This is a genomic window from Rhodospirillales bacterium (assembly GCA_028824295.1).
Taxonomy (GTDB): Bacteria; Pseudomonadota; Alphaproteobacteria; order TMED109; family TMED109; genus VXPW01.
The window spans coordinates 116,109-129,156 of sequence record JAPPED010000015.1; the positions used below are offsets into that span (position 1 = coordinate 116,109).

Sequence of the window (13,048 nt, forward strand, 5' to 3'; positions counted from 1 at the left end):
CGAGCGCCTAGCCGTTCGCGCTTTCAGACGTAGGTCACCACTTCGGCAAGCGGCTTTCGACCGATGGCGGGTACCGTCGCGTTCCGGTCGGGGTAACCCACCACCAGCAACAGGAACGGGCGTTCGGATGACTTCGGGCGGCCCAGAATATCGTTCAGGAACTTCATGGGACTCGGCGTGTGGGTCAGCGTCGCCAATCCGGCGACGTGCAGTGCCGCGATCAGCATCCCGGTCGCCAGCCCGACCGATTCCAGCGGGTAGTAGTGCTTCACTCTTCGGCCGTCGGCCAGACGGCCGTACTTCTGGGCGAAGATCGCGATCAGATAGGGTGCACGCTCAAGGAACGGCTTGTGTTCGTCGGTGCCGAGCGGGGCCAGGGCGTCCAGCCATTCCTGCGGTGCCCGATGCCGGTAGAAGTGGCGCTCCTCCTCCTCGGCCGCCTGCCTGATCCGGCGCTTCGTTTCCGGATCGCTGACGACGACGAAGTGCCACGGCTGGAGGTTGGCGCCGCTCGGCGCCGTCGTCGCCGTGCGCAGGCAGTTCTCGATCACCTCCCTCGGGACGGGGCGGTTCGAGAAATGCCGAACCGTGCGCCGTTTCTTCAGCTCCAGATGGAACTGGTGCGCCCGTTGCATCATCTCGGCTTCGGGATACTCCCGATAGTCGAGGAGCGGAACAAAGGGATTCTTGTCCATCTCGTCACGCATCCGTCCTGAAACCAGTCTCGCGCGCACATCCAGGCCGGTTCAGCCGGCAGGGGGTCACGCCAGTCCGCGCCGGCGGGTCACCGGTCTCCGAGGCACGAATTCTCCTTGTGGGGCTTCCTTGTAGGCCCGCGGCCTGGTGCGGCGCCCGGTCGGGCCACCTGATGAGCGCTGCAGCCGCTACACGGGGTCCCAACTGAACACGTCAGCGGTGCGATCGAGCGGATAGAAGTCGGGCTGCAGCGCGGGGAAGGCATGCTCGACCACGGCTTCCGGAGACCAGCCCGAGCCCTCGTGGATGCCTCGGAGCGGGCGGGACTGGCCGAGCAGGAAGATCTCGTTGCTGCGGACGCCGAAGATCTGGCCGGTCACGTGCGCGGCGCGATCCGAGCAGAGCGCGACCGCGACCGGCGCGATCTTGTCGGGGGTCATCTGCTTGAGCTTCTCGATACGGGCGCGTGCGGCGTCGTCTGCTGCCGGGATGGTCCCGATCATCCGGCTCCACGCGAAGGGAGCGATGCAGTTGGACCGCACGTTGAACCGCGTCATGTCGAGCGCAAGGGACTTCGAGAGACCGACGATTCCAAGCTTGGCTGCAGCGTAGTTCGCCTGTCCGACGTTGCCGACCAGGCCCGACGTTGAGGTCATGTGCACGAAGCACCCTGATTCCTGAGCCCGGAACCGGGTCGCGGCTGCCCTCGCCACGTTGAAGCTCCCCTTGAGGTGGACGTCGATCACCGCGTCCCAGTCGTCCTCGGTCATCTTGTGGAAGATGGCGTCCCGAAGGATCCCGGCGTTGTTCACGACGATGTCGATCCGTCCGTACCGATCGATCGCCTGCGTGACCATGCCTTCCGCGGCGGCAAACTCGGTCACGCTGTCAAAATTGGCTTCCGCGGCGCCTCCCGCCGAGCGGATCGTCTCCACCGTCGCGAGAGCGTGCGCCTGGTCCTGGCCTTCGCCCGATGTTGCGCCGCCCGGATCGTTCACGACGACGCTCGCGCCATGCGCGGCCATCAGCTTGGCGATTTCGGCACCGATTCCGCGCCCCGCCCCCGTCACCAGGGCCACTTTTCCAGCAAGAAGTTCAGTCATGGTGCCGTTTCCGATATGCGTCGTAGGCGTCAACTGCGGAAGCCCGGAAGATCAACGATTGTGCAGCCTTCCGCCGCGAAGGGAATCCCCTCGCAGCATGCCGGAGTACCGGCCCCGAGCATGCGCACGCCGCAATGCCCGGTCGTGTTCACGGAATCCGGTCCGGCAAATGTGGGGACCGGCGCCAGCAATACCGGACGCGGGCACGAATGGAACAGGCGCGGTCAATGCTCACGCGGGTGCGCAGGCGACCCTCCTGTCAACGCAGCATTGGGCCAGGGTGTGCCCTGCTAGCGGTCGGCGGGCGTGTCCAGTCCCGCGGCACGGGCGGCCGTACCAAGGGCTTGGTCCAGCGTGGCGAGAGGCAACTGTCGGCGTAGCGCCAGTTCAAGGTAGATCGCGTCATAGACGGTCAGGTCGTAGGAGTGGGCAAGGCGAAGTGCACCCCCCCACACACGCGAAACCGAGAAAGTGTCGACCTCGATGGGCAGGGCTTCAAGGTGGGCGCATAGCTCCTCCCAACTCTCAACGCCGATGCGCCTCCTCTTGGTTGCGGCGAGTAGGACACTTCCCACCTCTATCGCCCATAGCGACGGGACGACTGCCCGGTCGTCCTCCAGCAGGTCTCGTAGTCGGGCCGTGGCTTCGGTGGCTTCGTCAGGGAATACCCACGCCATGGTGACCGAACAGTCGGGGACGAACACGGGATCAGTACCTGCGGCCTTCTTCGAGTAGCGCGCGAACGGATAGGCCACCAAGACTGTGCGTGTCCTGAAACGCCTTCAGACCGGCAATTGCCGCCCGCACCTTGCCGGAATCATGAGGCTGGAACGGGATCAGTTCGGCGACAGCGCGATTGTGTCTCGTGATGACGAACCGTTCGCCGTTTGCCACGCGGCGCAACAGCTTGGGAAGGTGGGTCTTGGCCTCGAACGCGCCAATCGTGGGCATCGTGTGAACTCCGGGCAGGCTCTGTTCAACTAGTCTATAACTAGTCTAATTCACTGTCTGGTTCAACGTTGCGTTGTGTTCGTCCTGGGCCGACAACCGGTTGCCGTCAGCGGTGCTGCCGTTAATCGATCCAAGGGGGCCGGTCCCCAAGCGGCAGCAGCCGGGGCTAGGAAGCGGGTGTTGCGGCTGCGTCGGACGGACGCCTGCCGGTGGTGACCGCTTCGATCAGCGTAACCGTCTCGGCAATGCCGTAGAGCGCGATGAAGGAACCCATCCTCGGGCCGCGACTCTGGCCGAGCAGGGTCTCGTAGAGCGCCTTGAACCAAATCTTCGGCTCGTCGAACCCGTTGGCCCGCCCGACCTTGAAGATGGTGCCCTGGAGCGTCTCGCCGTCGACGTCCGGAGGGAGGGCGCGGAGGGCCTCGGCCAGTGCCAGCAGGGCGGTGCGTTCTGGCGCGGTGGCTGGCCGGTACCGCTTTTGGGGACGCACCCGGTCCTGGTAGTAGCGGACGGCGAGGGCGACCAGCTGGTCAAGCGCAGGTTCCGTCGCGGGCGTCGCGGCCGGGAGATAACGCTCGATGAATCCCCAGAGGACCGAGGCGTCCTCGGCATTGCAGGCGCTGGCGAGATTGAGCAGCATCCCGAACGCCAGCGGCACGGTCCGGGTGCGCGCCGGCCGGCCGCCGTGGATGTGCCACACTGGATTTTCCAGCAGTTCTGCAGAATCGCCTTCCTGACCCCGTTCGGCGAACTGCTTGAGGTGGCGTTCGTAGTCATCGACATGCCGGGGGATCACGTCGAAGTGAAGCCGCTTGGCCCGGCCGGGCTGGTGATACATGAAGAGCGAGAGACTGTCCTCGGTGCCGTACGTCAGCCATTCCTCGAGCGTCAGACCGTTGCCGATCTTCTTCGAGATTTTCTCCCCGCGCTCGTCGAGGAAGAGCTCGTACGTCATGTTCGCCGGCGGCCGGGCGCCAAGCACGCGGGCGATCTGCGCCCCGAGTTCGTACGACGAGATCAGGTCCTTGCCGTTCATCTCGTAGTCCACGTCGAGCGCCACCCAGCGCATCGCCCAGTCCGGCTTCCACTGCAGCTTGCAGCGTCCCCCCGTCACGGGCGTCTCGACTTCCGTCCCGTCGTCGCCCCGGTAGGTGATCGTGCCGGCATCGGGATTTCGGGCGAGTACGGGGGCCTGGAGGACCCGGCCGGTCGTCGGGCAGACCGGCAGGAACGGGCTGTAGGTCGCGCGCCGCTCGCGCCCCAGCGTGGGGAGGATGATCTCGGTGATTTCGTCGTAGTGCCGAAGCACCATGAGCAGCGTCTCGTCGAAGACGCCGCTGCGGTAGCAGTGCGTGGAGCTTCGAAACTCGTAGTCGAACCCGAACCGGTCGAGGAAGGTGCAGAGCTGGGTGTTGTTGTGTTCGGCGAAGCTCTTGTGCTGGCCGAACGGGTCCGGAATGTCGCTCAGGGGGCGGCCGAGGTGCTCGGCGAGCATGGCCTGCTCGGGCACGTTGCTCGGCACGCTGCGCAGGCCGTCCATGTCGTCGGAGAATGCGATCAGCCGGGTCGGCATTTCGGTCAGGGTCTCGAAGGCGCGACGGACCATGGTCGTGCGGGCTACCTCGCCGAAGGTCCCGATGTGGGGCAGGCCCGAGGGTCCGAATCCCGTCTCGAACAGCACGTAGCCCTTCTCGGGCTGGCGGCCGCCGAGGCGCTTCGCCAATCGGCGCGCTTCGGCAAACGGCCAGGCGCGGGCCTGTTCGGCGGCGGCGCGAAGCGTGGTCACGGGTGGACTGCGTCGGGTCCGGGCTCGCGCGTCAAGGTCCGGAAGAGGTCTTCCAGGTTGGGCTCGCGAGTCGACAGGTCCTCGACCTGCAGTTCCGAATTGCGGATACGGCCCAGGAGGTCGACCGTCCGGGTTCGGGTCGGCTGATATCCGATCACCACCGTGCGGTCGCCCTGGAGATAGGCGTCGAGATCGCTGAAGGCCGTCGGCACCTCGCTGCACGGCTCCGCCAGGTGGACCACCAGCTCCTTGCGGTCCAGCTCGGCCAGCATCTCGTCCATCGGTCCGTTCAGGATCACGGATCCCCGATTGATGATGGCGATCCGATCGCAGATGGCCTCGACTTCCTCGAAGTGGTGCGTCGTCAGCAGGATGGTCGCTCCGGCTTCGTTGATGTACCGAACCTCTTTCCACAGGAGCTCGCGCAATTCGACGTCGACCCCCGCAGTCGGCTCGTCAAGGATCACGATCGGTGGTCGATGCACCAGCGCTTTCGCCATCATCAGGCGGCGGCGCATGCCGCCCGACAGCGTACGCGAGTAGACGTCGGCCTTGTCGGCCAGCCCCACCATCTCCAGCAGCGCCTCGGTCTGACGCCGGCTTGGCGGGACCCCGTAGAGGCCGGCCTGCAACTCCAGCGTCTGCCGGGGCGAGAAGAACGGATCGAGGACGAGCTCCTGCGGCATGACGCCGATGGAGAGCCGGGCCTGTCGCCAGTCCGCGTCGAGGTCGTATCCGTTGATTTCAACCTGGCCGCCGCTCTTCACGACCAGCCCGGCCAAAATATTGATCAGCGTTGACTTTCCGGCGCCATTCGGACCCAACAGCCCGAAGATCGATCCCCTCGGGATTTCCAGACTGACGCCCCGGAGCGCCCGCATGGGCGGCTGGCCGGACCGGGCGCGGTACACTTTCTCTAGGCCGCTAATGCGGATAGCCGCCGCCGACGCGCCGGGCACGGAATCAGGACCGGGATCGTCTAGCATGGCCGTTCCCCTTTCCTTATCATCTAGCCCCGCGCGTGGCAACGACCTGGGCCGCACCGCGCTCAGGGGCCGCGTCCCATGGCGTCTCCCGATACGGTCGAAGTTGATGAGGATCGGGTCGCCTGTGACGGCGGCGGCGCGGATGGTCATCCCCGCGTGTTCCTGTCGCTCCGGGCAGGGGAAGCGGTCGTGTGTCCGTACTGCGGACGACGCTTCGTGCGGCGCGCTGACTGACCTTCCCGTGCTGCCGTGGCTGACCCCGCGCCCGTGACGGAATCACCCTTGGCGCGACCGCGGCTGATCCTGGTCGATGGCTCCGGGTACCTCTTCCGTGCGTTTCATGCGATGCGGGAGCTCACGCGAGCCGACGGCACGCCGGTGAACGCCGTGTACGGTTTCTGCAGCATGCTGTGGAAGCTGTACCAGCAGGAGGCCAGCGACGGACTCGCGGTGATCTTCGACGCCGGCGCGAAGTCCTTCCGAAACGACATTTTTCCCGCCTACAAGGCTCATCGGCCACCGCCGCCGGAGGCATTGATCCCGCAGTTTCCACTGGTGCGCGAGGCGACTCGTGCGTTCGGGCTGCCGTCGATCGAGCTCGCCGGATACGAAGCCGACGACCTGATCGCAACCTTCGCCGAGCAGGCGAGCAACTCGGGATGGGACGTCGACATCGTCTCGTCCGACAAGGATCTGATGCAGTTGGTGGGCCCCCATGTCAGGATGCTGGGGCCGCGCGACCTGGAACCCATCGGTCCGCCGGAAGTGGCCGAGAAGTTTGGCGTCCCACCCGAGCGGGTCGTCGATGTGCAGGCTCTGGCCGGCGACGCGACCGACAATGTCCCCGGCGTGCCGGGAATCGGCGTCAAGACGGCGGCCGAGCTGGTGGCGCGGTTCGGTTCGCTCGAGGACGTGCTGGCGGGGGCTTCCTTGGTGAAGCAGCCCAAGCGTCGCGAGCGGCTGCTCCAGCATGCCGACGACGCGCGCATCAGCATGCGGCTCGTCACGCTCAAGCGCGACGTCCCGGTGGACGTTGGTATCGAGGACATGCGTCGCGCCCCGCCCGACCCGGACTTGCTGCTGGGATTTCTCCGGGCGCAGGGGTTTGCGAGCTTGGTACAGCGAATTGCGGGGCAGCTGGACGGTGCCGGCACGACGGCGGCATCGACCGAGGCCGCTCCGGTCGAGCGAGACTACGAGCTGGTCACCGATCTTCGCCGCCTGGACGCCTGGGTCGCCGCGGCGAACGCAGCCGGCATCGTGGCCGTCGACACCGAAACCACGGGCCTCGAAATCGAAACGCTCGAACTGGTGGGAATCTCGCTGGCCACGGCCCCCGGCCGAGCCTGCTACATCCCGCTTGCGCACGTGGGCGCCGCCGACAGCCCGGGGGAGGACGGCCTGTTTACGCCGCCCGCGCCTGCCCAGGCGCCGAAGGATGAGGTGCTGGCGCGGCTGCAGCCGCTGTTCGAAGACGCCACGGTCCTCAAGGTAGGCCAGAACATCAAGTACGATGCCAACGTGCTGCACCGGGCGGCCGGCATCGAGGTGGCGCCGATCGACGACACGATGCTCCTGTCGTACGTGGTCGATGCGGGCCGCGCGAAGCACGGCCTCGATTCGCTGAGCGAACGCCACCTGGGCATCGAGCCGATTCCGTTTTCGGCGGTGTGCGGATCCGGCCGCAACCAGATTCTGTTTTCGCAGGTACCGCTCGACAAGGCCTGCGAGTACGCCGCCGAGGATGCCGACCTCACGCTGCAGCTGCACCAGCGCCTCCGGCCGCGCGTGCTCAAGGAGCGCATGGTGACGGTGTACGAGACGCTGGAGCGACCGCTGGTTCCCGTCCTGGCGGCCATGGAACGGGCCGGCATCGCCGTGGATCGCGGCACGCTGGAAGAACTCCGCGCCGACTTCGAGGCGCGGATGGCGGCCCTGGAGACACGGATCCACGGACTCGCGGGACGGGCATTCAACCTGTCGTCCCCCGCGCAGCTCGGCGCCATCCTGTTCGAGGAACTCGGGCTCACGCCTGGCGGCAAGACCCGTGTGAAGAAGAGCGCATCGACGTCCCACGCGGTTCTGGAGGAGCTCGCGGGACAGGGCCACGAGATCGCGAGCAGCATGATCGCGTGGCGGCAGGTCCAGAAACTGCTGTCGACGTACATCGAGGCGCTGCTCGAGCGCAGCCGGGCGACGGGGCGCGTACACACGTCCTACCACATGACCGGGGCCGCCACGGGCAGGCTGTCGTCGAGCGATCCGAACCTGCAGAACATCCCGATCCGGACGGAGGAAGGCCGGCGCATCCGGCGCGCCTTCGTGGCCCCGCCCGGCAGGGTCCTGCTGGCTGCCGACTACTCGCAGATCGAGCTCCGCCTGCTGGCCGAGGTGGCGGAGATCGAACCGTTGCGGGAAGCGTTCCGCGACGGCGCGGACATTCACACGCTCACGGCCGCCAGCGTCTTCGCGGTTGCCGTCTCGGAGGTGGACGCGGAAATGCGGCGCCGGGCCAAGACGGTCAACTTCGGGCTGATCTACGGACAGAGCGCATTCGGGCTGGCCCGGCAGTTGGGCATCCCCAAGGGTGAGGCCCAGGGGATTATCGACGCCTACTTCAAACAGTACCCCGGCATCGAACGGTACATGGAGACCACCAAGCAGTTCGCCAGGGACCACGGCTACATCGAGACCATGTTCGGGCGCCGTTGTCACCTGCCGAACATTCGCGCCCGGAACTTCTCGGCTCGGGCTGGGTCCGAGCGGGCGGCCATCAATGCGCCGCTGCAGGGGGCGGCCGCCGACATCATCAAGCGCGCCATGGTTCGCATGCCGGATGCGCTGCGCGGGGCGGGGCTCCAGGCCGACATGCTGCTGCAGGTCCACGATGAACTGGTCTTCGAGGTTCCCGAGGCGGAGGTCGAGGCGACTTCCGCGGTGGTCAAGCGGACCATGGAGACGGCGCCGTTGCCGGCGTGCGCCATGTCGGTGCCACTGGTGGTGGACGTCGGTGTGGGTGCCAGCTGGGAGGCGGCCCACTGAAACACGGATGGTCGGACGCGGGCCTCCCGCCGGTGTCGGTACGAGGACGGGGCTGACACCCGGAACTTGGCCGGGCGGCCATGCGGCGCGGCCGACGCGGTCTCGGCGTCGACGAAATCCGTCCGTCCGGCGCTCCGCGGGCGACCCCGGGACAGCCGCGCACCCGGCGGCGCCCTACGCACCGATTTCCACGCGGCCGTCGGCGGCCCTAATTCAAGCCGCGCCCACGCGCATGTTTCGATGTGCACTTGACCTGGGGCGGTCCTACCGGTCAGGCTGAGGGCAAGGCGGAGGTCTCGATGGCGGTATCGCTCACTCACATGCGCGCCTTCTGGGCAGTGGCCAAAGCGCGGTCATTTACGCGGGCCAGCAAACAGCTGGGCGTGGCGCAGGCCACGATCTCGCAGCACATCTCCAAGCTCGAGGACGAGTTGGGCGCACAGGTGCTGCGGCGCCACGGCGGAACCATCGACCTCACCGACGCCGGCCGGTACCTCCTGCGACGGGTGGAACGAATCCTCAGCGACTACGACGAGGCCATGGACGGGATCGGGCAGTTCACCGCCGGCACGCGGGGCATGCTCAAGCTGGGAATCCTGAGTTCCGTCGCCCGAAACCTGCTGCCGGAGGCGATGCGCAGTTTCGCAGTGTCCTTTCCGAACGTCGAAATTGACGTCCAGGAAGTGCCGCCGGCCGAGACGATCGATCTCCTCTACGCGCGCCGCATTTCGATTGGCGTGGTGGCGTCGGACTCGATCGCGTCAAGCAATCTTCCGTTTGCCCAGACCGAACTCTTCGTGGATCCCTATGTCCTCGCGGTCCCAGAGGGATTGGCGCTCGAAGCGGTCGAGGATCCGACGGAGGACGTCAAGCCGGCCGTCGCCAACGTGCTGAACAGCACGATCCGGTTCGAGTACGGCAACCAGCACAAGCGTCGGATCGATGAGTGGTACAAAGGCGTGCTGCCGAAAGCGCGGGTCGAGGCGACCACCCGGACCTACGAAGTGGCGCTGTCGATGGTCCAGGCCGGACTGGGTGTAGCGGTCGTACCGGCGCTTGCCGCCGAAATCGGGCCGGGCCATGGCTTCCGGGTCGACCTGTACCGGACGCAACTGGAGGACCGACGGATGGCGGCCATGGTGCCCGACCAATACCTGAGGATCGATCCGCACCGGACGTTTATCGGGGCGCTGGCAGAGGCGGGGCAGGCGCTCGAACTGCCGGCAATACTGGAAGCACCGTTTCTCGGCAGACCAACGGCTCGCCAGCGCCAGTCTGCAGCCTGACCGTCGTCCCGGTCGGGGCGCCCGGCAAATTCAGCATCTTCGCCGTCGACGAAACCCAAGGACAATCGGGAGTTCAGCGCATGGGTGCCGTGTCCGGGTTGCTCCGCACCTCCGGCGTGCTGCTGGGCCTGCTGATCCTGTTTGGCCTGCCTGAGGTAGTCCGTGCCGCAGGGCCGGAACGTGCCGCGTGGTACGTGAACGTGGGAAGTGGTGTGGGCTGGAGCGCGACCATGGACAAGGCCGGGCACAACCGCGACACGACGTGCAGTCCGAACCGCGACTGCGGCCGAAGTGTCGAGGGGTTTCGCTGGTTTCAGGATCTGGTTCCCGAAACCGGCCACACCTTCGGGATCGCGGCGGGCCGACAGATCGGGCGGCTGCGGTTTGAACTGGCGGCGACTCAGCAAACCCATCCCGTTGCGCTGGAGTTCATCGGCATCACGTATCTGGACGGCTCTGACCGCGCGCCGTACGTTGTCGACAGCCCCTATGCATCGCGCTCCACGAACCTGGTGGACGAACTGACGACACGCTCGCTGTCGGTGAACGTCTACCGGGACTTTCCGGTGCCGGGGATCCGGGCGACCCCGTATCTCGGCGCCGGCCTGGGCATCACGTACGTCGAGGTTTCCGGGCTCTACTTCCACAGTGACTACTTCTGCCGGGAAGGCCGATCGTGTGACCCGCCCGCGGACCGCTACGACACCGTGAAGTCCGCTGATCTCACCGACGTGGTCCCGGCGGCCCATCTTTTTGCCGGGGTGGCATGGCATGTGAGCGACCGGTGGGCGCTTGATGTCAAGCTTGCCTATCGCACCGTCGGCGACCTCGCGCATCAGTCCGCGTACGTTCAGCACGAATTCCCCGACCTCACGTTTCACGAGGCAGTCCGCGGTATCCGGCAGGGGTCGGTTCTGCTCAGCGCGCGATACACCTGGGCTGACGGCACGACGCCGTAGCCGACCAGCGGCGGCAGGGCACCGGCGTCCGTTGGGGTGCCGCTTTGCGTCGGGTGGTGTTCCGGGCGTCCCGTCGGCGGGTCCCTGCCGTCGGCGTGCGAGGCGCTCGGACAGACGGTCGGGCTCCGGCGGTCACGGCGTCTGCCGCGCGGTCTTGCCGTCACCGGCAGGAGAACGTACGGCGCGGCACGATCGCGTTGCAGGCCGCACGACACACGTGATAGGTTGCCTCTGCACTTTTTGTCCCTGTTCCCGCCATTTGCTCGTCCCGGACGACTGCCATAGGTCGAGGGTCAGGTTTGCTGCGGAAGTACGAACAAGCTCATGCCACCAGCCAAACCTTCGCCTCTGGCGGCGGTCGCCCAGAATGACGATTTTGTCGCCCAGATCGAAGCGGCGAACGAAGCGGTCGCCCGCGCCCGCGCCCACATGGCCGAGCTCGTGTTCGGTCAGCCGCACGTTGTGGACCACGCGATCATCACGCTGCTCGCCGGCGGGCACGCGCTGGTCATCGGCTTGCCGGGGCTGGCCAAGACCCGGCTCGCGCGCTCGCTCGGCACGGTCTTCGGACTGGTGGACAAGCGGATCCAGTTCACGCCGGACCTGATGCCCTCCGACATCGTGGGGTCCGAGGTTCTCGAGGAAGCAGATGGCGGGCAGCGGGCCTTCCGTTTCATCGAGGGCCCGGTGTTCTGCCAGCTGCTCCTCGCCGACGAGATCAACCGGGCCTCGCCCCGAACCCAGTCCGCGCTCCTGCAGGCAATGCAGGAAAACGAAGTGACCGTGGCCGGCCGCGCGCATCCGCTCCCATCACCGTTCCACGTCCTGTCCACGCAGAACCCGATTGAACAGGAAGGCACCTACCCGCTGCCGGAAGCCCAACTCGACCGGTTTCTCATGCGGATCGACATCGGCTACCCCGACCGTGATTCCGAGCGCACCATGCTGATCGCGACGACCGGGCCCAAGGAGACCGACCCCGAGCAGATCATTTCGGCGCAGGAACTCCTCGACATGCAGGCACTGGTACGTTCGATTCCCGTGGGCGACAGCGTGGTGGAAGCCATTCTGACGTTGGTGCGCCGCGGGCGGCCCGACCTCTCTGAAATCGAGATGGTGCGTGAGCACGTGTCGTGGGGTCCGGGGCCGCGCGCCAGTCAGGCGCTGATGCTGTCGGCGCGGGCCCGCGCGGTGCTGGACGGGCGCCTCGCGCCGTCGGTGGACGATGTCGTGGCGCTGGCCCGCCCGGTGCTGCGGCACCGGATGGACGTGACGTTCGCTGCCCGCGCGGACGGCCTGAGTGTCCTGGACGTTATCGATCGTCTGACCGAATCCATCGCCTGAGCCGTTTGGTGCCGACGCCTGATCCCGCTCCTCGGGACCGTGCTGAACGTCTCGCTGCCGGTCTTCCTTCCTTTTCCATCCGCGCGCTCCGTGTTGCCGCCGGTGTAATCAGCGGGGTCCACGGCCGGCGCCGCCGCGGGCGCGGCGAGAGTTTCTGGCAATTTCGGCAGTTTCAGCCGGGTGATCCGGTGTCCTCCATCGACTGGCGGCGCACCGCGGCCTCGCAGGACATCTTCATCCGCGAACGCGAGTGGGAGGTGGCGCAGCAGGTATGGCTCTGGTGCGACCGGTCACCATCCATGGACTACGCCTCGTCACCCGAACTCGAACCGAAGCGGACGCGGGCGGCACTGATCACGCTGGCGCTGGCGGCGATGCTGCTGCAGGGAGGCGAAACCGTGGGGCTGCTCGGCGCGACACCGCGCACCGGCCGGGGACGGGCGATGCTCGGACGGATCGCCGAACATCTCGTGGCCGACGCTCCGCCCGGCTCTGGCATGCCGGCCGCGATCCGGGTGGAGCGCCACGCACAAACGGTCTTGGTTGGCGATTTCCTCGAGCCGCTGGAGACGATTGCTGCCCGCGTGCGCGGTCTTGCCAACCAGGAGGTGGCGGGGCATCTCGTTCAGGTCCTCGATCCGGCGGAGGAGCTGCTGCCCTTCCGCGGTCGTATCCGGTTCTTGGGCGCCGAGGAGGAGGGAGACCTCCTGATTGGCAGAGTGGAAGCCGTGAGCCGCCGCTACGTGCGTCGGGTCGAGGAGCACCGGCAGGGGCTTGCCGACATCGCCCGCAAGCATGGCTGGGGCTTCCTGACCCACCGGACCGACCGGGGGCCGGAACCGACCCTGCTGGCGCTCCATCAAGCGCTCTCCGGCGCGTTCGAACGGTTCTGAGC

12 protein-coding genes are annotated in these 13,048 nt (G+C 66.9%); 6 read left to right on the forward strand and 6 right to left on the reverse strand.

Features of this window, described 5'->3' with window-relative positions:
* Positions 1–23 precede the first annotated feature (23 nt).
* The 6 genes from OXH60_07030 to OXH60_07055 all read right to left on the reverse strand — a co-directional run bounded on the left by OXH60_07030 (position 24) and on the right by OXH60_07055 (position 5,522).
* The gene (locus OXH60_07030; GenBank protein MDE0711872.1) at positions 24–695 is read right to left on the reverse strand and encodes a nitroreductase family protein; all 672 of its coding nucleotides are present in this window, start codon (positions 693–695) and stop codon (positions 24–26) included.
* Positions 696–884: 189 nt separating this feature from the next.
* Entirely contained in the window at positions 885–1,799 is a 915-nt protein-coding gene (locus OXH60_07035; protein MDE0711873.1) for an SDR family oxidoreductase, read from the reverse strand.
* Between the two features lie 290 nt (positions 1,800–2,089).
* Entirely contained in the window at positions 2,090–2,554 is a 465-nt protein-coding gene (locus tag OXH60_07040; protein MDE0711874.1) for a type II toxin-antitoxin system VapC family toxin, read from the reverse strand.
* Positions 2,508–2,750, reverse strand: coding sequence for a type II toxin-antitoxin system prevent-host-death family antitoxin (locus OXH60_07045; protein MDE0711875.1), 243 nt, complete (start codon positions 2,748–2,750; stop codon positions 2,508–2,510). The genes OXH60_07040 and OXH60_07045 overlap by 47 nt, the downstream gene beginning before the upstream one ends.
* A gap of 166 nt (positions 2,751–2,916) precedes the next feature.
* Positions 2,917–4,536 carry a lysine--tRNA ligase gene (locus OXH60_07050; protein MDE0711876.1) on the reverse strand — a complete coding sequence of 540 codons (1,620 nt, stop codon included), beginning with the start codon at positions 4,534–4,536 and terminating at the stop codon, positions 2,917–2,919.
* Positions 4,533–5,522: an ABC transporter ATP-binding protein gene (locus OXH60_07055; protein ID MDE0711877.1), complete on the reverse strand. Its 990-nt coding sequence runs from the start codon at positions 5,520–5,522 to the stop codon at positions 4,533–4,535. Before OXH60_07055 ends, OXH60_07050 begins: the two co-directional genes overlap by 4 nt.
* A 78-nt stretch (positions 5,523–5,600) precedes the next feature.
* Between OXH60_07055 and OXH60_07060 the strand changes: the two genes are divergently transcribed.
* From OXH60_07060 to OXH60_07085, 6 genes are all read left to right on the forward strand, one after another.
* Complete coding sequence (locus OXH60_07060; GenBank protein ID MDE0711878.1) at positions 5,601–5,756, forward strand: zinc-finger domain-containing protein; 156 nt, start codon at positions 5,601–5,603, stop codon at positions 5,754–5,756.
* Positions 5,757–5,804: 48 nt separating this feature from the next.
* Positions 5,805–8,564 (forward strand): DNA polymerase I, encoded by a 2,760-nt coding sequence (gene polA, locus OXH60_07065; GenBank protein MDE0711879.1) that lies wholly within the window; start codon positions 5,805–5,807, stop codon positions 8,562–8,564.
* Between the two features lie 299 nt (positions 8,565–8,863).
* Positions 8,864–9,850 carry a LysR family transcriptional regulator gene (locus OXH60_07070; protein ID MDE0711880.1) on the forward strand — a complete coding sequence of 329 codons (987 nt, stop codon included), beginning with the start codon at positions 8,864–8,866 and terminating at the stop codon, positions 9,848–9,850.
* 80 nt (positions 9,851–9,930) lie between these two features.
* A complete protein-coding gene (locus tag OXH60_07075) occupies positions 9,931–10,809 on the forward strand; it encodes a P44/Msp2 family outer membrane protein (protein MDE0711881.1) in 879 nt (292 codons plus the stop codon).
* A 324-nt stretch (positions 10,810–11,133) separates the two neighbouring features.
* On the forward strand, positions 11,134–12,153 hold the full coding sequence (locus OXH60_07080) for a MoxR family ATPase (protein MDE0711882.1): 1,020 nt from the start codon (positions 11,134–11,136) through the stop codon (positions 12,151–12,153).
* 8 nt (positions 12,154–12,161) lie between these two features.
* A complete protein-coding gene (locus OXH60_07085) occupies positions 12,162–13,046 on the forward strand; it encodes a DUF58 domain-containing protein (GenBank protein MDE0711883.1) in 885 nt (294 codons plus the stop codon).
* Positions 13,047–13,048 lie beyond the last annotated feature (2 nt).

Bases quoted from the DNA above. Each gene is read 5' to 3' on its own strand.
- OXH60_07035 (MDE0711873.1), bottom strand. From the start codon at position 1,799: ATGACTGAACTTCTTGCTGGAAAAGTGGCCCTGGTGACGGGGGCGGGG.
- OXH60_07055 (MDE0711877.1), bottom strand. From the start codon at position 5,522: ATGCTAGACGATCCCGGTCCTGATTCCGTGCCCGGCGCGTCGGCGGCG.
- OXH60_07075 (MDE0711881.1), top strand. From the start codon at position 9,931: ATGGGTGCCGTGTCCGGGTTGCTCCGCACCTCCGGCGTGCTGCTGGGC.
- OXH60_07060 (MDE0711878.1), top strand. From the start codon at position 5,601: ATGGCGTCTCCCGATACGGTCGAAGTTGATGAGGATCGGGTCGCCTGT.
- OXH60_07070 (MDE0711880.1), top strand. From the start codon at position 8,864: ATGGCGGTATCGCTCACTCACATGCGCGCCTTCTGGGCAGTGGCCAAA.
- OXH60_07080 (MDE0711882.1), top strand. From the start codon at position 11,134: ATGCCACCAGCCAAACCTTCGCCTCTGGCGGCGGTCGCCCAGAATGAC.
- OXH60_07045 (MDE0711875.1), bottom strand. From the start codon at position 2,750: ATGCCCACGATTGGCGCGTTCGAGGCCAAGACCCACCTTCCCAAGCTG.
- OXH60_07030 (MDE0711872.1), bottom strand. From the start codon at position 695: ATGGACAAGAATCCCTTTGTTCCGCTCCTCGACTATCGGGAGTATCCC.